This window comes from Pseudoxanthomonas sp. LjRoot204_2, from assembly GCF_056175765.1.
The window spans coordinates 1-18,949 of sequence record NZ_JBGFFG010000017.1 but is presented as its reverse complement, the minus strand read 5'-3'; the positions used below and the strand labels follow the sequence as shown (position 1 = coordinate 18,949).

Below are 18,949 nucleotides of genomic sequence, written 5' to 3'. Positions count from 1 at the left end.
GGCCACTTCTTCGAGCACTACAAGGATCTGGAGAAAGGCAAGTGGGTCAAGCTGGACGGCTGGGGCAACGCCGCCGAAGCCAAGGCCGTGCTGGTCGACGCGATCGCCCGCCAAGCCGCCCAGCCGGAAGACGAGAAGCACAAGTTCTGAGCGCCGCGCGAACGGACCCGCGCATGAAAACTGGAAGGCCGCCCCCGGGGCGGCCTTCTTCTTTCAGGGAGTGTAGCGTCGCGAACGTAGGGCGGTTCACTCTGCCCTGCRTGCGGGCGCCTTCAGGATGGTCAGCCCGATGAGCCGCGACACCACCACGGCGATGTACATCACCCCCGCGAATTGCTCCAGCATCACCAGCGCGCGGGCCTGCGGCAGGATCGGCACCACGTCGCTCAGGCCGACCCCGGAAAGCAGGCTGAAGCTCAGGAACAGCAGTTCCATCCAGCTGCGCGCCGAGGTGGGATCGACGGCGGCGGTGAAGCTGCCCGGGTACCACTGCTGGCAGACCGAGAAGGCGAACGCGAAGGCCCACGCCAGCAGCGTGAACGTGGCGCCGGCGGCGAAAAGCTCGTCGCTGGTGACCGAGTGGTCCTGCAGCATGTACGCGATCAGACTGCCGGCCGTGTAGAAGTACAGTGCGCTTTCCAGAAGGTGCGCATAGATGCCGAGCGATGGCTGGTCGAGCAACGCGGACGAGACCGACAGCAACACCGCAGGTACCGCCAGCGACCAGGCCAACCAGTTGACCGCCGCACTGCGATTGACCACCCACAGCGCCAAAGCGAGCACCAGGATGCCGAATGCACCGAACAGGGCACGGCCCGCCTGCGTGTCTTCCATCACCGGGTACAGCAGGATGCCGGCCAGCTGGACGATCAGCAGGAACGCGCACGGATGACGACGCGCGCGTACCAGCCAGCGCAGCCAGCTCCAGGGGGTCGTCACGCCGCGCGCCTCATTTGAAGTGATGGACCAGCGCGTAGTAGATCACGTAGATCCACGACAGCAGGCCGTGGACGATGGCCCACAGCAGCGACTTGTTCGCGCTCCAGGAAATGGTGATCGCCAGGGCCGTGCCGAAGCCGATGCCGGCCTTGGCGATGCCGCTGCCACCCGCTTTCACTTCGACACCGCCGCCGGCGCGCCGGACCCGGCGCGATAGGGATAGCGCAGGAAGATTTCCGTGATGGCGGCGTCGATCTTCGCGCCGCGCTCTTCCGGCTTAGTGCGCCCGACGCGTCCGACGGCCACGCCGGTCCAGACCAGTCGGTTCTGCTTCGCGTCCACCAGATCGACGTTCAAGGTGCCTTCGGTGTACTTGTAGACATCGGTACGGTCGCGCCAGTACGGCACCGCTACGTAACGACGCGCGCGGTAGCTGTAGTAATAGTCGTAGTCGACTTCCGGCGTGCTGACGACGCCGGTCTTTTCCTGCATGTAGGCGTTGAGGTTCACCCACAGGTCGGGCGAGGTTTCGTCGTACACGTAGCCGCGCGCTTCCATCTGGGCGCGGGCGGCATCCTTGGTGCGCCCGCTGGTCAGCGTGGCGTAGCCCTGGCTCTCGATCGCCAGCGGCGAATAGAAGGCAAAGGTGCGGTACTGGCCGAAGTTGGCGGACGGATCGACGTCGCTGGTGATCCGCGGGCCCGTGGCGCACGCGGCGAGCAACAGGACGCCGGCGGCGATCATCCAGCGGCCGGCATGGCGGGCGAATCGGATCATGATCGTTCTCCTGGCGGGGGACGCCGCCATGATGGCGGGCGTCCCGTGAACACTACGCGTTCGGCCCGGGTGCGGATGCACCCTGCGCTGCCGGCTCAGCCCTGACGATACACCTGGGCGCCCTGCGCCAGGAATTCCGCCGACTTCTCCGCCATGCCGGCTTCCAGCGCCGCCTGCTCCTCCACGCCATGCTCGGCCGCATAGTCGCGCACGTCCTGGGTGATCTTCATGCTGCAGAAGTGCGGTCCGCACATCGAGCAGAAGTGCGCCAGCTTGTGCGCATCCTTGGGCAGGGTTTCGTCGTGGAACTCCTTCGCCTTCTCCGGATCCAGGCCCAGGTGGAACTGGTCTTCCCAGCGGAACTCGAATCGGGCCTTGCTCAAGGCGTTGTCGCGCACCTGCGCACCCGGATGGCCCTTGGCCAGATCGGCCGCATGCGCGGCGATCTTGTAGGCCATGATGCCGTCGCGCACGTCTTCGCGATTCGGCAGGCCCAGGTGCTCCTTCGGCGTGACGTAGCAGAGCATCGCCGTGCCGTACCAGCCGATCATCGCCGCGCCGATCGCGCTGGTGATGTGGTCGTAGCCCGGCGCGATGTCGGTGGTCAGCGGGCCCAGCGTGTAGAACGGCGCCTCGCCGCACTCGCGCAGCTGCTTGTCCATGTTCTCCTTGATCAGCTGCATCGGCACGTGGCCGGGGCCTTCGATCATGCACTGCACGTCGTGCTTCCACGCGATCTTGGTCAGCTCACCCAGTGCTTCCAGCTCGCCGAACTGCGCGGCGTCGTTGGCGTCGGCGATGCAGCCGGGGCGCAGGCCGTCACCCAGCGAGAAGGCCACGTCGTAGGCCTTCATGATCTCGCAGATGTCTTCGAAGTGCGTGTAGAGGAAATTTTCCTTGTGGTGCGCCAGGCACCACTTGGCCATGATCGAGCCACCGCGCGAGACGATGCCGGTAACGCGCTTGGCGGTCAGCGGGACGTGGCGCAGCAGCACGCCGGCGTGGATGGTGAAGTAGTCCACGCCCTGCTCGGCCTGCTCGATCAGCGTGTCGCGGAAGATCTCCCAGGTCAGGGCTTCGGCACGGCCGTCGACCTTCTCCAGCGCCTGGTAGATCGGCACCGTGCCGATCGGCACCGGCGAGTTGCGGATGATCCATTCGCGCGTCTCGTGGATGTGCTTGCCGGTGGACAGGTCCATCACCGTGTCGCCGCCCCAGCGGATCGACCACACCAGTTTCTCCACTTCCTCGGCTATGCCCGAGGACACCGCGGAGTTGCCGATGTTGGCGTTGATCTTGGTCAGGAAGTTGCGGCCGATGATCATCGGCTCGCTTTCCGGATGGTTGATGTTGTTCGGCAGGATCGCGCGTCCGCGCGCGATCTCGTCGCGGACGAACTCGGGCGTGATGAACGTCTGGATGCTGGCGCCGAAGGACTCGCCGGGATGCTGCTTCAGCAGCATCGCGTCGCGCGCCGCGTCCAGCCGCTGGTTCTCGCGGATGGCGACGTACTCCATCTCGGGCGTGACGATGCCGCGGCGGGCGTAATGCATCTGGCTGACATTGGCGCCTGCCTTGGCACGGCGCGGCAAGATGCGCCCGGGGAAGCGCACGCCGTCCAGCTTGGCGTTGGTTTCGCGCGAGCGGCCGAACTCCGAGCTGAGCGCCGGCAGCTGCTCGGTATCGCCGCGCTCCTCGATCCACTTCGCACGCAGCGCAGGCAGTCCCGCCGCCAGATCGATGGTCGCGGCCGGATCGGTATACGGACCCGAGGTGTCGTAGACGGTGACCGGCGGATTGTCCTCGCCGCCGAAAATGGTCGGCGTCTGCGTCAGCGCGATCTCCCGCATCGGGACCTGCAGGTCCGGCCGCGAGCCCGCGACGAAGATCTTCCGGGACCCGGGAATGGGACGGGTAACGGATTCGGAAAGTTGCCCGGTCTGCTGGAGGAGATCGGCGGCGGGCTTGGGAATGGCATTCATCGGCATCGTCCTTTTGAATCCCCGCACGTGGATGTGCGGGCTCTTGCGAGGGATTCGCATCACGGGACGAAGCGGCGGCGCGGCGGCGGACGGATGGCGGGCCCACGAAGGGCGACGCGGCAACGCGGCGCAGCCTGCGAAGCTTCCCTACGCCGGTCTCAACCGGATCAGGTTCGAAGGGTCTGTCTCAATCACCGGCCCGGCCGGCGATACCCCCGCTTCGGGGAGAATTAGAGCACAACCGAGGTCAAAGCACCCCGTCTCACGCTTGGCCGACAGCCGGGATATCCTTGGCCCCGGGGCCGCGGGGGCGGAACAACGGCGAGGGGAAGATGGGACTCAAGACATGGGCCGCCGTGGCGGCCTTGCTCACCGCGCATACCGCGCCCGCGCTCGCAGACGCCCTCGTCCCCGTTGAGTCGTTCGCCACCACCAGCCGCCTGCATTCACCGAGACTGTCGCCGGATGGAGCGCATGTGGCGATCACGGCCGATCTTGGCGATGGCCATCACGCACTGGTGGTGCACCGCACCGCCGACATGCACCGCACCGCACTACTGCGACTGCCACGCTATGAACTTCCCACTCAGGTTGCGTGGGTCAGCGATACCCGGCTGGTGCTGGCAAAGGGTCGGCAACTGGGATCGCGCGAAGCTCCCATCCCGACCGGCGACATCATCGCAACCGACGCCGACGGCACCAACCAGAAGTACGTCTTCGGCTACCAGCAGACGCTCCGCACCGGCGGCGTCGAAGCAGGATTCGGCTACATCGAGGGCGTGCCGGAGACGCCCAATGGCCGTTTCTACATGCGCCGGCTGTCGCGTGGCACCCAGCGTTCCCAGCTTTACGAGGTGGATGCCGGCAATGCCACCGGACGCCTGGTCGCCGATATCGGCGTCAAGGACATGCGCTTCACACTGGACCCCCAAGGCATTCCGCGATTCGCCTCGGGCACCGACGATGACGACCGACCAATGCTGTTCATCGCCGACGCCCAGGGCAAGAGCTGGAAGCCCGCCGCGCCGGAGTCGGGGACCGCGTGGACGCCCTATGCGTTCAGCGCGGACGGGCAGCGTGTGTTTGCGCTGCAGTCCGTCAACGGCGGACCCGCGAGATTGGTCTCCTCGTCGCAGGAGGGCCGCGACCATCGTGTGCTCGCACAGCACTCCTGGCGCAGCGTTTCGGGTATGGAATGGACCGCGGCTCCTCTCCAGCCCTTCGCTGCCGTCGTCGACGACGGTCGCCCGCGTGCCGTCTACTTCGATACGCAATCGGCCGATGCCCAATTGCACGAAGCCCTGTCCAACAGCTTCCCGGACCACTACGTCACCTATGTGGACCACAGCCGCGACGGTAGAAAATCTCTGCTGTATGTGTTCAGCGACCGGGACCCAGGCAACTGGTACCTGTTTGATCGAGGACGGCAGAATGCCGCGCTCCTGATTTCCAGCCGGCAGGGAATAGATGCCGCCCGAATGGGTGAGCGGCGCGCGTTCCGTTTCCGCGCAAGCGATGGCACGGAACTGGAGGGGTTCATGACCCTGCCTGCGGGGGTCACGGCGCCCGCCGACCTGCCCACGGTCGTGTTGCCGCACGGCGGCCCCCACGCGGTCCGTGATGACTGGGCATTCGACCAGGACGCCCAGTTCCTTGCGAGCCGCGGTTATATGGTCGTGCAGGTGAACTACCGCGGCTCAAGCGGGCGCGGACGTGCGTTCGAAGAGGCCGGCTACCTGAAATGGGGCACGCGAGTGCAGGACGACCTGCTGGACGGACTGCGCTGGACGATCGCGCAGGGGTACGCGGATGCGGACCGCATCTGCGCCTACGGTGCCAGTTTCGGCGCCTACTCCGCCCTGATGCTTGCAGCAAGGGCGCCCGACCAGATCAAGTGCGCCGCCGGTCTCGCAGGGGTGTACGACCTCAAGATGATGTATGCCAAGGGCGACATCCGCAGCACGCAGTACGGCACCAACTATCTCGAACGCGCCATCGGTCGCGACGATGCGGCGYTGCTCGCCGCATCACCCACGACGCTGGCCCCGCAGATCACGGCACCCGTTCTGCTGGTGCACGGAGAGGTGGACGAACGCACCCCGATCGCCCAGGCCCGCGCGATGCGTGCAGCGCTCGAGCGTGCGGGTCGCGCGCCGGAATGGTTGGCGGTGGCCGGCGAGGGGCACGGTTTCCATGCCGACGCCAACAACATCGCGTTCTATCGAAAACTCGAGGCATTCCTGGCGAAGCACATCGGGCCGGCCGCGCCCTGACGCACGTCTGCTCGCGATCCGTACCTACGGCTCGATCCGGAGGTCCGACGCATCCAGAAGTTGCCGGTCCGGCACCATGAATCGCTGCGCATCGCCGAACTCAGGCCACCCTGCCCGCAGCGCGGCCATCACGGCCGGGGCGGCCTCGTGGGCCTCGAGCAACCACGCCGCGAACTGCTGGCACGGCACGTCGGCCGCGGGTCGGCACAGCAGCGGGCCGGGCGGAATGGGCTCCGAGCGCCACAGCTCGGCCACGCCGGCTGGCCGGTCGGCGTCGTAGACATCGGCTGCGAGTCCAGCGACGTCTGCCCCTCCCGTCGCCACGGCCTCCAAGGCGGCCGCATGGGATCCGGCGTAAGCAAGATGGCCGAAGGCTTTTGCGGGCTCCAGACCGCGTCGGCGCAGTTCGCGCACCGGCACGAAACCACCGGAGGCYGAATCGCGGCCGACGAGCATCAGTCGCAGGGTCTTCGCCTGCCGCTCCAGTTCGCCCGGCGCTTCGAGTCCCTGCCGAGCGATCAGCACGGCGCGGTAGCGGTCCGCCTGCAGCGCCGGCACCTGCGGCACGGGCAGGGTCGTCAGCGTTTCGCTAGCGCGCCGCGCCTGCAGGTACCCATGCAGGTTGGGGACGGCCACGTCGACCTCACCACGCCGCAGTGCATCGACGAGCGCAGTCGGCGAATCGAACAGGCGCACCTGCACCGGATGCCGCGCGCGTAACCCCAAGTAGTCGGCCAACGGCTGGATGGCCGCCGCCCGGTCGCGTTGCGGATACGCGTAGGTCGCAATCACCCAGGGCCGCGGCGGCGTCTCCTGCGCCCACGCGGGCAGGACGGACAGCAGCGACAGGACGACGAACAGGAAGACGCGGGTCATCCCGCTATCAGACCCCATCCAGCAGCTGCTTGTCGCGTACCGCGCCCTTGTTGGCGCTGGTCGCGAGCAGGGCGTACGCTTTCAACGCGGTGCTGACCTTGCGCGCACGCGGCTGCGCGGGCTTCCAGCCCCTCGCATCCTGGGCCGCGCGGCGTGCGGCGAGTTCCTCGTCCGAGACCAGCAAGGCGATCGAGCGCTGAGGGATATCGATGCGGATGCGGTCGCCATCGCGCACCAGGCCGATTGAGCCGCCCGCGGCGGCTTCCGGCGATGCATGACCGATCGACAGACCGGAGGTGCCGCCCGAGAAGCGGCCATCGGTCAGCAGTGCGCACTGTTTCCCGAGTCCCTTCGATTTCAGGTAGCTGGTCGGGTACAGCATTTCCTGCATGCCGGGCCCGCCCTTGGGTCCTTCGTAGCGGATGACGACCACGTCGCCCGCCGTCACCTCGTCGCCGAGGATGCCGGCCACCGCCGCGTCCTGGCTTTCGAACACGCGCGCCGTGCCTTCGAAGACATGGATCGACTCGTCCACGCCCGCGGTCTTCACCACGCAGCCATCGCGGGCGATGTTGCCGTAAAGCACGGCCAGGCCGCCTTCCCGCGAATAGGCATGCTCGACACTGCGGATGCAGCCTTCGGCACGGTCGATGTCCAGCGACGGCCAGCGCGTGGCCTGGCTGAAGGCGACCTGGGTGGGAATGCCGGCCGGACCCGCCTTGTAGAAGGTCGTGACGGCGTCATCGTCGTTGGTCGTGACGTCCCACTTCGCGATCGCCTCGCCCAGCGTCTTCGCGTGCACGGTAGGAACGTCGACATGCAGCAATCCACCGCGCGCCAGTTCGCCGAGGATCGCCATGATGCCGCCGGCTCGGTGCACGTCCTCGATGTGGTATTTCTGCGTGTTCGGCGCCACCTTGCACAGCTGCGGCACGCGCCGCGACAGGCGATCGATGTCGCGCATGTCGAACGGGACTTCGCCCTCCTGCGCCGCGGCAAGCAGGTGCAGGATGGTGTTGGTGGAACCGCCCATCGCGATGTCCAGCGTCATCGCATTCTCGAACGCCTCGAACGTGGCGATGCCGCGCGGCAACGCGGTCGCGTCCTCGCCACCGTACCAGCGATGGCACAACTCCACGGCGGTGACGCCGGCACGCTTGAACAGCTGCTCGCGGTCCGCATGCGTGGCCACCACGGTGCCGTTGCCCGGCAGCGACAGGCCGAGCGCCTCGGTCAGGCAGTTCATCGAGTTGGCGGTGAACATGCCGCTGCACGACCCGCAGGTCGGACAGGCGCTGCGCTCGACGGCAGCGACCTCCTCGTCGGACACGTTCGGGTCGGCCGCCATCACCATCGCATCGACGAGGTCGAGCTTGTGGTCGGCCAGGCGTGTCTTGCCGGCTTCCATCGGGCCACCGGACACGAACACTGTCGGGATGTTCAACCGAAGCGCGGCCATCAACATGCCCGGGGTGATCTTGTCGCAGTTGGAGATGCATACCAGCGCATCGGCGCAGTGCGCGTTGACCATGTACTCGACCGAGTCGGCGATCACTTCGCGCGACGGCAGCGAGTACAGCATGCCGTCGTGGCCCATCGCGATGCCGTCGTCGACGGCGATGGTGTCGAACTCCTTCGCCACGCCGCCGACACGCTCGATCTCGCGGGCGACCAGCTGACCAAGATCCTTGAGGTGCACGTGTCCGGGCACGAACTGCGTGAACGAGTTGGCGATGGCCACGATGGGTTTGTGGAAGTCCTCGTCCCGCATGCCGGTGGCGCGCCACAGCGCGCGGGCGCCGGCCATGTTGCGGCCGTGGGTGGAGGTCTTGGAACGGTACTCGGGCATGAAAACCAGCGGTGCGGCGATGACGTGGGAAGCCTTGATTCTGCTGGCTTTCCACGGTTTCAGTTGCAACCATCTCGATTGAAATCATCCGATCGTCGCAAACGACGGAAAAGCGCTTGACACGGTTTGGAGCGGCATGTTTCTCTTGCCGCATGTTGCAACGCCACACGCACACGATGACCGACATCACCGCACCCGTTGCGGGCTCGCTCCTCGTACTCGTCCTTATTACCTCGCCCACAACTGCGGGACGAACCGGCGTGTAAGCAGCAAGCAACGCCAGATTCGCAAAACCCCGCACTGAGAAGTGCGGGGTTTTTTGTTTAAGCGCCTGTCCTTACCTCAACTCTCCAGGAACCACGCTCCATGACCACCGCCAATGCTCTCCCGCAACCCAAGATCACTGTCGTCGGCTACGGCAGCCAGGGCCGCGCGCATGCGCTGAACCTGCGCGATTCCGGCTTCGACGTCACCGTCGGCCTGCGTCCGGGCGGCCCGACGGAGGCCAAGGCGCAGGCCGACGGCTTCGCGGTGAAGGCGGTGGCCGATGCGGTGAAGGATGCCGACCTGGTCGCGGTGCTGACGCCGGACATGGTGCAGAAGAAGCTCTACGCCGACGTGCTGGCGCCKAACATGAAGCAGGGCGCGGTGCTGCTGTTCGCGCACGGCCTCAACGTGCACTTCGGCATGATCGAACCGCGCGCCGACCTGGACGTGGTGCTGGTCGCGCCGAAAGGTCCTGGCGCGCTGGTGCGCCGCGAATACGAGATCGGTCGCGGCGTGCCGTGCATCTACGCCGTGTACCAGGACAAGAGCGGCCAGGCCGAGCAGTTCGCCCTGGCCTACGCCGGCGGCCTGGGCGGCGCGCGCGCCAACATCATCAAGACSACCTTCAMSGAAGAGACCGAGACCGACCTGTTCGGYGARCAGGCCGTKCTGTGCGGCGGCGCCTCGTCGCTGGTGCAGGCCGGCTTCGAGACGCTGGTGGAAGCCGGCTACCAGCCGGARATCGCCTACTACGAAGTGCTGCACGAGCTGAAGCTGATCGTCGACCTGTTCTACGAAGGCGGCATCACCCGCATGCTGGAATTCATCTCCGAAACCGCGCAGTACGGCGATTTCGTCAGTGGCCCGCGCGTCATCGACGCTTCGGTGAAGGCGCGCATGAAGGACGTGCTGACCGACATCCAGAACGGCACCTTCACCCGCAACTGGCAGGCCGAGTACGACGCCGGGCTGCCGAACTACAAGAAATTCCAGCAGGCCGACAAGGATCATCCGATCGAGAAGGTCGGCAAGGAACTGCGCGCGAAGATGGTGTGGCTGCAGGCCAATGCCAGCCAACCCGATACAGACGAGCAGGCCGCCGCATGAACGCCGCCGCGGCCACTGCCCCACGCAATGGCGCCCGCTGGCTGGCCCACGCCCTGGAAGCCGAGGGCGTGGACACGCTGTTCGGCTATCCCGGCGGCACCATCATGCCGTTCTACGACGCGCTGGTGGATTCCAACCTCAAGCACATCCTGGTGCGCCATGAGCAGGGCGCGGCGCTGGCGGCGAATGGCTATGCGCGCGCCAGCGGCAAGGTCGGCGTGTGCGTGGCCACCTCCGGCCCCGGCGCGTCCAACCTGGTGACCGGCATCGCCGATGCGATGCTGGACTCGGTGCCGATGGTCTGCCTGACCGGCCAGGTCGCGACCACGCTGATGGGCACCGACGCGTTCCAGGAACTGGACGTGTTCGGCCTGACCCTGCCGATCGTGAAGCACAGCTTTGTCGCCCGGCGCGTGGACGACCTGCCGGACATGGTGCGCGAAGCCTTCCGCATCGCGCGCGAAGGGCGTCCCGGCCCGGTGTTGATCGATCTGCCCAAGGACGTGCAGATGTCCGACGCCTCGCACCTGCCCGACCACGTGCCGGCCAGCGTCGATCCGCTGCCGGCGCCGGACGACGCGAAGCTGGCCGATGCGCTGGCCGCCATCGCCGGTGCCGAGAAACCGCTGATCTATGGCGGTGGCGGGATCGGCATCGCGGATGCGGTGGAGGCGTTCCGCCAGTTCGTCGACGCCACGAAGATTCCCACCGTGCTGACCCTGCGCGGCCTGGGCGCCCTGCCCGCGAACCATCCGCACTACCTGGGCATGCTGGGCATGCACGGGACGCGCGCGGCCAACATGGCCACCCAGGAGTGCGACCTGCTGATCGTGGTGGGTGCGCGCTTCGACGACCGGGCCACCGGCAAGCTGGCCGAGTTCGCCCCGTTCGCCCGCGTGCTGCACGTGGATGCCGACGCCTATGAGATCGGCAAGCTGCGCACCGCCGACATCGCGGTGCCCGGCGATGTCGCCACCAGCCTGAAGGCGCTGACGGCCGCGCGCAGCACCTGCGATGAATGGCGCAGGCACTGCCTGGGCAATCGCGAACGGTTCGGCTTCCGCTATGACGCGCCCGGCACCGACATATATGCGCCCGGCCTGCTGAAGCGGTTGAGCGAAGTGGCGCCGGCGGACGCGATCATCGCGTGCGACGTCGGCCAGCACCAGATGTGGGTGGCGCAGCACTGCAAGTTCACCCACCCGCGCAACCACCTGACCAGCGGCGCACTGGGCACGATGGGCTTCGGCCTGCCGGCGGCGATGGGCGCGCAGTTCGCCTGTCCGGACCGCACCGTCATCCTGGTCAATGGTGATGGCGGCTTCATGATGAACGTGCAGGAGCTGGCGACCATCGCCCGCTGCAAGCTGCCGGTGAAGATCGTGCTGATCGACAACAGCGCGCTGGGCATGGTGCGGCAATGGCAGGAACTGTTCTTCGCCGAGCGCTACAGCGAGATCGACCTGTCCGACAACCCGGACTTCGCCGCGCTGGCCCGCGTGTTCGGCATTCCGGCGCACCACATCAGCCTGCGCGACGAGGTCGAAGGCGCGCTGGTAGACCTGCTGTCCGCGCCGGGTCCGGCGCTGCTGCACGTCACCATCGACATCAAGGCCAACGTGTGGCCGCTGGTGCCGCCGAACCACGCCAACAGCTCGATGCTGGACGCCAATCCCGCCAAGGTCGCCGCCGAGACTGCCATCGCGGCCGACGGCCCGGAGAAGAAGAATGCGTTACCGGCTTGAACTGAAGCTCAAACCTGCCGAGGGCGCCCTGGTACGCGTGCTGGGCATGATCGAGCGCCGCGGCTTTCCGCCCCATGCGGTGCACGCCACCCACGACGGCGAAGGCTACTGGGCGCTGGCGCTGGTGATCGACAGCACCCGCGCACCGGAGACCCTGCGCCAGCAGCTGCTGAAGATCTACGACGTGGAGGAACTGTCCTTCAGTGCCGTGCAGGAACTGAGCCGCGACCATCGCCGCCAGGAGCGCGCTGCTTGAACGCCACGCCCGCCAACGCAGGCGCCGTGGTCTGGAGGGGTCTTCTTCGACATCAGCCGTTCGCGTGCCGCGATGCCTGATGCCGGCCGCGCGCCCGCCAGCAACGAACCGGACGTAGGCGACGTCGTCGTCACCGTGGCCGATGTGCTGGCGGCGCAGGCGCGGCTGCGGCGTTACCTGCCTCCCACCCCGCTGCATCATGCGGAACGTTTCGGCGTGATGCTGAAGCTGGAGAACCTGCAGCGCACCGGCTCCTACAAGGTCCGTGGTGCGTTGAACGCCTTGCTGGCCGCCCGCGAGCGTGGCGACCGAAGGCCGGTGATCGCCGCCTCCGCAGGCAACCACGCGCAAGGGCTGGCCTGGGCGGCGTACCGGCTGGGCGTGCAGGCGATCACGGTGATGCCGCACGGCGCGCCGCAGACCAAGATCGCCGGCGTCGCCCACTGGGGTGCCACCGTGCGCCAGCATGGCGACAGCTATGACGAAGCCTTCGCCTTTGCGAAGGAACTGGCCGAGCAGAATGGCTACCGCTTCCTGTCCGCCTTCGACGACCCCGACGTGATCGCCGGCCAGGGCACGGTCGGCATCGAGATCGCACCCTACAGCCCGGATGTCGTCATCGTGCCGATCGGCGGTGGTGGACTGGCATCGGGCGTCGCCCTGGCGCTGAAGTCGCAGGGCGTGCGCGTGGTCGGCGCGCAGGTCGAGGGCGTGGATTCGATGATCCGCGCGATGAAGGGCGACACCGCACCGAAGGATCCGGTCGCCTCGCTGGCCGATGGCGTGCGGGTGAAGGTGCCCGGCTTCATCACCCGTCGCCTGTGCACGCAGTTGCTGGACGACGTGGTGACCGTGCGCGAAGCCGAACTGCGCGAGACGCTGGTGCGCTTGGCGCTGGAAGAGCACCTGATCGCCGAGGGCGCCGGTGCGCTGGCCTTGGCCGCCGGTCGTCGCGTCGCCGGCAAGCGCAAGTGCGCGGTGGTTTCTGGTGGCAATATCGACGCGACCGTGCTGGCGCAGCTGCTGTCCGACGTGCGACCGCGTCCTCCGCGCAAGCCGCGCCGGCGCAACGCCGAGGGCGAGCCCTCGCTTCCCAGCCCCCGCGCGCCCGCCCGCGCCGCGGCCAGACTCCCCATCAAGACAGGCACGCGCCGCATCGCGGTCGCCGCCACGGAAACAGAAGTACACGAGGAATCCATCTGGTGAACACGACCATTCCCACCCCCGCACAGATCCGAATTTTCGACACCACGCTGCGCGACGGCGAGCAATCCCCGGGTTGCAGCATGACGCCGCAGCAGAAAGTGGTGATGGCCCGCGGCCTGGCCGACCTGGGCGTGGACATCATCGAGACCGGCTTTCCCGCCAGCTCGCAGTCCGACCGCGAAGCGCATGCGTTGATCGCACGCGAGCTGCGCGAGACTACGCTGGCGGTGCTCTCCCGTTGCCTGCCGGGCGACATCGAGACCTCGCTGCGCACGCTGGCGTCGGGCGCGAAGCCGCGCCTGCACCTGTTCCTGTCCACCAGCCCGCTGCACCGCGAGCACAAGCTGCGGATGAGCCGCGAGCAGGTACTGGAATCCATCGACAAGCATGTGCGCATGGCGCGGGGCCATGTCGACGACATCGAGTTCTCCGCCGAAGACGCGACCCGCACCGAGGAGGACTTCCTGCACGAAGCGATCGCCGCCGCGATTTCCGCCGGCGCGACCACCATCAACCTGCCGGACACGGTCGGCTTCACCACGCCGGAGGAGATCCGCGGCATGTTCGAGCGCGCGATCGCCAAGGTACCCGGCGCCGACAAGGTGGTGTTCAGCGCCCACTGCCACAACGACCTGGGCCTGGCGGTCGCGAACTCGCTGGCCGCCATCGAAGGCGGTGCGCGCCAGGTGGAAGGATCGATCAACGGCATCGGCGAGCGTGCGGGCAACTGCGCGATCGAGGAACTGGTGATGGCGCTGAAGGTCCGCAGCGCGTTCTACACCCTGGATACGCGCATCGACACCCGCCGCATCGTGCCGACCTCGCAGCTGCTGTCGCGCCTGGTCGGCATGCCCGTCCAGCGCAACAAGGCCATCGTCGGCGCCAACGCGTTCGCGCACGAATCCGGCATCCACCAGCACGGCATGCTGCGCCACCGCGGCACCTACGAGATCATGCAGCCTCAGGACGTGGGCTGGCCGTCGTCGCAGATGGTGCTGGGCCGCCACAGCGGGCGCGCGGCGGTCGAACAGCGCCTGCGTGCGCTGGGCTACTGGCTGGAAGAGGACGAGCTGAAGCTGGTGTTCGAGCAGTTCAAGACCCTGTGCGAGAAGCAGCGCGTGATCGGCGACGCCGACCTGCAGGCGCTGATGCAGGACGCACCGGTCAGCGATGGTTACCGGCTGTCGTCGATGACGATCAGCGACGTCGGGAGCCGCGCCAACGCGCTGGTCGAACTGTCGGATCCGGACGGCAACCGCATTTCGGAAACCGCACAGGGCAATGGCCCGGTCGATGCGCTGTTCAGCGCACTGGCCGCCGCCACCGGCGTGCAACTGCAGTTGGAGAGCTACCAGGTGCACAGCGTGGGCATCGGTGCCGATGCGCGCGGCGAAGCCAGCCTGTCGGTGCGCTGCGACGGCGAGGAGTACGAAGGCACCGGCACCAGCAAGGACATCATCGAGGCCAGCGCGTTGGCCTGGCTGGATGTCGCCAACCGGCTGCTGCGCCAGCGCCGCGCCGAGAAGCAAGAAGCAGCGGCCGCCTGAGGCGCCACCCTGTTTTCACCCCGTCCAACGCACCACCGGAACCCGCATGACCGCGCCACACACCTTGTTCGACAAACTGTGGGAAGCCCACGTCGTCGTCCCCGAGACCGACGCCGCTCCCGCCGTGCTCTACATCGACCTGCACCTGATCCACGAGGTCACGTCGCCACAAGCCTTCACGGAGCTCAAGGCACGTGGCCTGTCGCCGCGCCGCCCGGATCGCACGAAGGCGACGATGGACCACTCTACGCCCACCCTGCCCGCCGGTGCCGATGGCAAGCTGCCGTACTACACCAAGGCGGCCGAAACGCAGGTGGAAACGCTGGCGCGCAACTGCGCCGAGCACGGCATCGAACTGTTCGACATGGCGTCGCCGAACCGCGGCATCGTCCATGTCATCGCGCCGGAGCAGGGCTTCACCCTGCCCGGGATGACCATCGTCTGCGGCGACAGCCACACCAGCACGCATGGTGCGTTCGGCGCGCTGGCGTTCGGCATCGGCACCAGTGAAGTCGGCCACGTGCTGGCCACCCAGTGCCTGCTGCAGCGCAAGCCGAAAACGATGGCCATCACCGTCGACGGTACCCTCGCGCCCGGCGTCGGCGCCAAGGACATCGTCCTGCACGTGATCGGCGTGATCGGCGTCAACGGCGGCACCGGCSATGTCATCGAGTTCCGTGGCAGCGCCATCGAGGCGCTGGACATGGAGCAGCGCATGACCCTGTGCAACATGTCGATCGAGGCCGGAGCGCGTGCGGGCATGGTGGCGCCGGACCAGACCACGTTCGACTGGGTCGCGCGCACGCCTCGCGGACCGAAGGGCGAGGCGTTCGACGACGCTGTCGCGTACTGGAAGACGCTGCGCAGCGAAGACGGCGCCACGTTCGATGCCGAGGTCCAAATCGATGCCGCCGACATCCGGCCGACTCTGACCTGGGGTACGCATCCAGGCACCGCGATCGGGATCGATGTGCCGATTCCCGAACCTGCCGACGCGGCCGCGAAGAAGGGCCTGGACTACATGCAGCTCAGTGCCGGCCATGCGCTGGAAGGCACGCCGGTGGACGTGGTGTTCGTCGGTTCCTGCACCAACGGACGCCTGCGCGACATGCGCGACGTGGCGCAGGTGCTGCGTGGTCGCAAGGTGGCCGCCGGCGTGCGCATGCTGGTCGTGCCGGGCTCGGAGATCGTCAAGCGCGAAGCCGAAGCCGAGGGCATCGACCAGGTGGTCCGCGACGCCGGAGCCGAGTGGCGCGAGCCCGGCTGCTCGATGTGCATCGCCATGAATGGCGACCTGGTGGCCCCGGGCCAGTTGGCCGTCAGCACCAGCAACCGCAACTTCGAAGGCCGCCAGGGTCCGGGCGCGCGCACGTTGCTGGCATCGCCGCTGACCGCAGCGTGGGCGGCGGTGAACGGACGGGTCAGCGACCCACGCGATCTGTTCGACCACCAGAAGGCGGTGGCGTGATGGCCGGCTTCCGCGAAATCCGCTCGCAGAGCGTGGTGCTGGCGCAGACCAACATCGACACCGACCAGATCATCCCCGCGCGCTTCCTGTCGACGACCGACCGTGCGGGGCTGGGCAAGAACGCATTCAACGACTGGCGCTGGCAGGCCGATGGCTCGCCGAACCCGTCGTTTCCCTTCAACCAGTCCGCGAACGCCGGGCGGGAGATCCTGCTGGCCGGCCGCAACTTCGGCTGCGGATCCTCGCGCGAGCACGCGCCCTGGGCACTGACCGACCTGGGCCTGCGCGCGATCGTCAGCAGCGAGATCGCCGACATCTTCCGCAACAACAGCCTGAAGAACGGCCTGGTGCCGGTCGTGTTGCCGGAAGAAGTGGTGCAGGCCCTGATGCAGCGCCCCGACGACGAACTCGTCGTCGATGTCGCCGCGAAGGAACTCCGCACGCCGCAGGGTGACGTCTTTTCCTTCCCGCTCGATGCCTTCGCGCAGACCTGCCTGCTGCAGGGCGTCGACGAACTGGGCTACCTGCTGGCCCGCCACACCGACATCGAACGCTACGAGGCCACCCGCCATGCACGCTGACATCGCCCTCCTGCCCGGTGACGGCATCGGTCCGGAAGTCACCGCCGCCGCCGTCACCGTGCTGCGCGCGCTCGCGCGCCGCCACGGCCATACCTTCGACTTCCACGAGTACGACATCGGTGGCATCGCCATCGACAGGCACGGCGAACCATTGCCGCAGGCGACGCTGCAGGGCTGCCAGCAGGCGAACGCGGTGCTGCTCGGCGCCGTGGGCGGCCCGAAGTGGTCGGACCCGAACGCCAAGGTCCGCCCGGAGCAGGGACTGCTGGCACTGCGCAAGGGGCTGGGCCTGTTCGCCAACCTGCGTCCGGTCCGCCCGCACCCGGCCGCACTGAACGCCTCCCCGATCAAGCCGCACCTGCTCACCGGCGTGGACATCGTGGTGGTGCGCGAGTTGACCGGCGGCATCTACTTCGGCGAGAAGACCCGCGATGCGCGCGGCGCCAGCGACCTGTGCAGCTATTCGGTCACCGAGATCGAGCGCGTGGTGCGCAGCGCATTCAAGCTGGCCCGGCAACGGCGTGGTTACCTGGTCTCGGTCGACAAGGCCAATGTGCTGGAGACCTCGCGCCTGTGGCGCGACGTCGCCACGCGCATCGGCCACGAGGAATTCCCCGACGTGAAGCTGGAACATCAGCTGGTGGACTCGATGGCCATGCACCTGCTCGCCAAGCCACGCGAGTACGACGTCATCGTCACCGAGAACATGTTCGGCGACATCCTGACCGACGAGGCCTCGATGCTGGCCGGTTCGCTCGGCCTGCTGCCCTCGGCGTCGCTGGGCGACGGCAAGGTCGGCCTGTACGAACCGATCCATGGCTCCGCGCCGGACATCGCGGGCAAGGGCATCGCCAATCCCTACGCCACCATCCTGAGCTGCGCGCTGCTGCTGCGCCACTCGCTGGGCCTGCATGAGGAAGCGGACTGCATCGAACGGTCCGTGGATGGCGCGCTCAACGCGCAGGTGTTCACCAACGACCTGGCTACCGGCGGCCGCGGTGTGTCCACGCAGGTGGCGGCGCAGGCCGTACTCGAACAGATGCAGGCGCAGTGCTACGTGGCCGAACTGCGCGACTGAGGCGCGTGGCCTGAGGGCGGCATCCCCTGCGTTGAAGGACAGGCAGGGGATGCACGCACAGGACAGGCACGATGCCCACGACTCAGATCGAGAAGTACCACGTCATCTATTCCGCCAACACCTTCCGCCGCCGAATCGGCCTGATGGCCGGCGGCGCATACATCGGCCAGTTGGTGTTCCATGCCAACGGTGCCGCGTTGCCCCAGGACGGGCTGAACGGGACGCAGCCGCAGCTGCACTATCACCTGGACGATTTCCAGAACGCGATCGACCTGCTGCGCAACGAGAAGCCGGTCTACCTGCTCTACAGCGGCAGCGGCGGCGGCTTCGAGAATGCGCTGGTGACCGATCCTGAAACCGTCGGCGAAGGCGAAGCGGGCGGGCTGCGGTTCGTCGGTCGCTGATCAGCCCGACACCAGGCGATTGCGGCCCTGCTGTTTCGCGCGGTAGAGGCGCTCGTCGGCGACCCGTAGCAGGTCGCGCAGGTCCTGCCCGGCCTCCAGTTCCGCGACGCCGATGCTCACCGTGCATCGCAACGTGCCGCCGTCGGGCGTGTCGATGCCGGCCTGGGCGATGCCTTCGCGCAGGGCGTCCAGGCGCGCACGCGCAGTCGACCACGGCAACTGCTGGCAGACCAGGAACTCTTCCCCGCCCCACCGTGCGATCAGTACGTCGTCGTGATCGCCGATCGCCTGCCCTGCCAGCGCCGCGACCTGAGACAGGACGTCATCGCCGAATGCGTGGCCGTAACGGTCGTTGACGGTCTTGAAGTGGTCGATGTCCAGCAAGGCCACGGACAGCGGCCGCCCTTCGCGGCGGCTGGTGTCGAGTGCCTCGGCGAGGAACGCGTCGCCGGCACGGCGATTGGCAAGCCGGGTCAGGGGATCGTGGCGGGCCTGGTAGGCCAACTGCTCCAGCAACCGCGCATTCGCCTCGCCGGCCTGTTCGAGCTGCGCGTTCTTGTCGCTCAGCTCCGAGGTGCGCGCATCGATCTGTAC

At 67.5% G+C, this 18,949-nt stretch carries 18 protein-coding genes and 1 riboswitch; of the genes, 11 read left to right on the top strand and 7 right to left on the bottom strand.

From position 1 onward, the window contains the following. Positions 1 to 150, top strand: a 150-nt coding sequence (locus AC04L7_RS01675; RefSeq protein ID WP_475512432.1) for an inorganic diphosphatase, incomplete at its 5' end; no start/stop codon positions are given. Between the two features lie 96 nt (positions 151 to 246). Here the strand turns inward: AC04L7_RS01675 and AC04L7_RS01670 are convergent. The 4 genes from AC04L7_RS01670 to thiC form a co-directional block, all read right to left on the bottom strand. After that, positions 247 to 939 (bottom strand): ion channel, encoded by a 693-nt coding sequence (locus tag AC04L7_RS01670; RefSeq protein ID WP_475512431.1) that lies wholly within the window; start codon positions 937 to 939, stop codon positions 247 to 249. 10 nt (positions 940 to 949) lie between these two features. Then, positions 950 to 1,117 carry a hypothetical protein gene (locus AC04L7_RS01665; protein WP_296279317.1) on the bottom strand — a complete coding sequence of 56 codons (168 nt, stop codon included), beginning with the start codon at positions 1,115 to 1,117 and terminating at the stop codon, positions 950 to 952. After that, on the bottom strand, positions 1,114 to 1,716 hold the full coding sequence (locus tag AC04L7_RS01660; RefSeq protein WP_299344427.1) for a DUF4136 domain-containing protein: 603 nt from the start codon (positions 1,714 to 1,716) through the stop codon (positions 1,114 to 1,116). Before AC04L7_RS01660 ends, AC04L7_RS01665 begins: the two co-directional genes overlap by 4 nt. Positions 1,717 to 1,811: 95 nt before the next feature. Next, a complete protein-coding gene (gene thiC, locus AC04L7_RS01655) occupies positions 1,812 to 3,698 on the bottom strand; it encodes a phosphomethylpyrimidine synthase ThiC (RefSeq protein ID WP_435996648.1) in 1,887 nt (628 codons plus the stop codon). A 126-nt stretch (positions 3,699 to 3,824) separates the two neighbouring features. Next, positions 3,825 to 3,925, bottom strand: a riboswitch (TPP riboswitch). Positions 3,926 to 4,030: 105 nt separating this feature from the next. Between thiC and AC04L7_RS01650 the strand changes: the two genes are divergently transcribed. Further along, on the top strand, positions 4,031 to 5,971 hold the full coding sequence (locus tag AC04L7_RS01650) for an alpha/beta hydrolase family protein (RefSeq protein WP_435996646.1): 1,941 nt from the start codon (positions 4,031 to 4,033) through the stop codon (positions 5,969 to 5,971). Between the two features lie 24 nt (positions 5,972 to 5,995). On the opposite strand, the gene AC04L7_RS01645 is transcribed toward AC04L7_RS01650, so the two are convergent. Both AC04L7_RS01645 and ilvD read right to left on the bottom strand, forming a co-directional pair. After that, positions 5,996 to 6,847 carry a phosphate/phosphite/phosphonate ABC transporter substrate-binding protein gene (locus AC04L7_RS01645; protein WP_435996644.1) on the bottom strand — a complete coding sequence of 284 codons (852 nt, stop codon included), beginning with the start codon at positions 6,845 to 6,847 and terminating at the stop codon, positions 5,996 to 5,998. 7 nt (positions 6,848 to 6,854) lie between these two features. Continuing rightward, the gene (gene ilvD / locus AC04L7_RS01640) at positions 6,855 to 8,696 is read right to left on the bottom strand and encodes a dihydroxy-acid dehydratase (protein ID WP_436000931.1); all 1,842 of its coding nucleotides are present in this window, start codon (positions 8,694 to 8,696) and stop codon (positions 6,855 to 6,857) included. Positions 8,697 to 9,062: 366 nt separating this feature from the next. On the opposite strand from ilvD, the gene ilvC reads away from it, so the two are divergent. The 9 genes from ilvC (at position 9,063) to AC04L7_RS01595 (ending at position 18,355) form a co-directional block, all read left to right on the top strand. Further along, on the top strand, positions 9,063 to 10,070 hold the full coding sequence (ilvC, locus tag AC04L7_RS01635; protein ID WP_475512430.1) for a ketol-acid reductoisomerase: 1,008 nt from the start codon (positions 9,063 to 9,065) through the stop codon (positions 10,068 to 10,070). After that, positions 10,067 to 11,815, top strand: coding sequence for an acetolactate synthase 2 catalytic subunit (gene ilvG, locus AC04L7_RS01630; protein ID WP_435996642.1), 1,749 nt, complete (start codon positions 10,067 to 10,069; stop codon positions 11,813 to 11,815). Before ilvC ends, ilvG begins: the two co-directional genes overlap by 4 nt. Then, entirely contained in the window at positions 11,799 to 12,071 is a 273-nt protein-coding gene (locus AC04L7_RS01625) for an ACT domain-containing protein (RefSeq protein WP_185895073.1), read from the top strand. The genes ilvG and AC04L7_RS01625 overlap by 17 nt, the downstream gene beginning before the upstream one ends. Positions 12,072 to 12,143: 72 nt before the next feature. Next, positions 12,144 to 13,277 (top strand): threonine dehydratase, encoded by a 1,134-nt coding sequence (locus AC04L7_RS01620; protein WP_185895072.1) that lies wholly within the window; start codon positions 12,144 to 12,146, stop codon positions 13,275 to 13,277. Then, positions 13,274 to 14,824 carry a 2-isopropylmalate synthase gene (locus AC04L7_RS01615; RefSeq protein ID WP_435996639.1) on the top strand — a complete coding sequence of 517 codons (1,551 nt, stop codon included), beginning with the start codon at positions 13,274 to 13,276 and terminating at the stop codon, positions 14,822 to 14,824. Before AC04L7_RS01620 ends, AC04L7_RS01615 begins: the two co-directional genes overlap by 4 nt. A 46-nt stretch (positions 14,825 to 14,870) precedes the next feature. Continuing rightward, positions 14,871 to 16,292, top strand: a complete 1,422-nt coding sequence (gene leuC / locus AC04L7_RS01610; protein ID WP_475512429.1) for a 3-isopropylmalate dehydratase large subunit — start codon at positions 14,871 to 14,873, stop codon at positions 16,290 to 16,292. Continuing rightward, complete coding sequence (gene leuD / locus AC04L7_RS01605; RefSeq protein ID WP_296279294.1) at positions 16,292 to 16,873, top strand: 3-isopropylmalate dehydratase small subunit; 582 nt, start codon at positions 16,292 to 16,294, stop codon at positions 16,871 to 16,873. The genes leuC and leuD overlap by 1 nt, the downstream gene beginning before the upstream one ends. Further along, positions 16,863 to 17,951, top strand: a complete 1,089-nt coding sequence (leuB, locus tag AC04L7_RS01600; RefSeq protein ID WP_296279292.1) for a 3-isopropylmalate dehydrogenase — start codon at positions 16,863 to 16,865, stop codon at positions 17,949 to 17,951. Before leuD ends, leuB begins: the two co-directional genes overlap by 11 nt. Positions 17,952 to 18,022: 71 nt before the next feature. Further along, the gene (locus AC04L7_RS01595; RefSeq protein WP_296279291.1) at positions 18,023 to 18,355 is read left to right on the top strand and encodes a hypothetical protein; all 333 of its coding nucleotides are present in this window, start codon (positions 18,023 to 18,025) and stop codon (positions 18,353 to 18,355) included. Here AC04L7_RS01595 and AC04L7_RS01590 read toward each other — a convergent pair. Further along, positions 18,356 to 18,949 (bottom strand): GGDEF domain-containing protein (locus AC04L7_RS01590; RefSeq protein WP_475512428.1); only part of this gene is annotated, 594 nt, incomplete at its 5' end.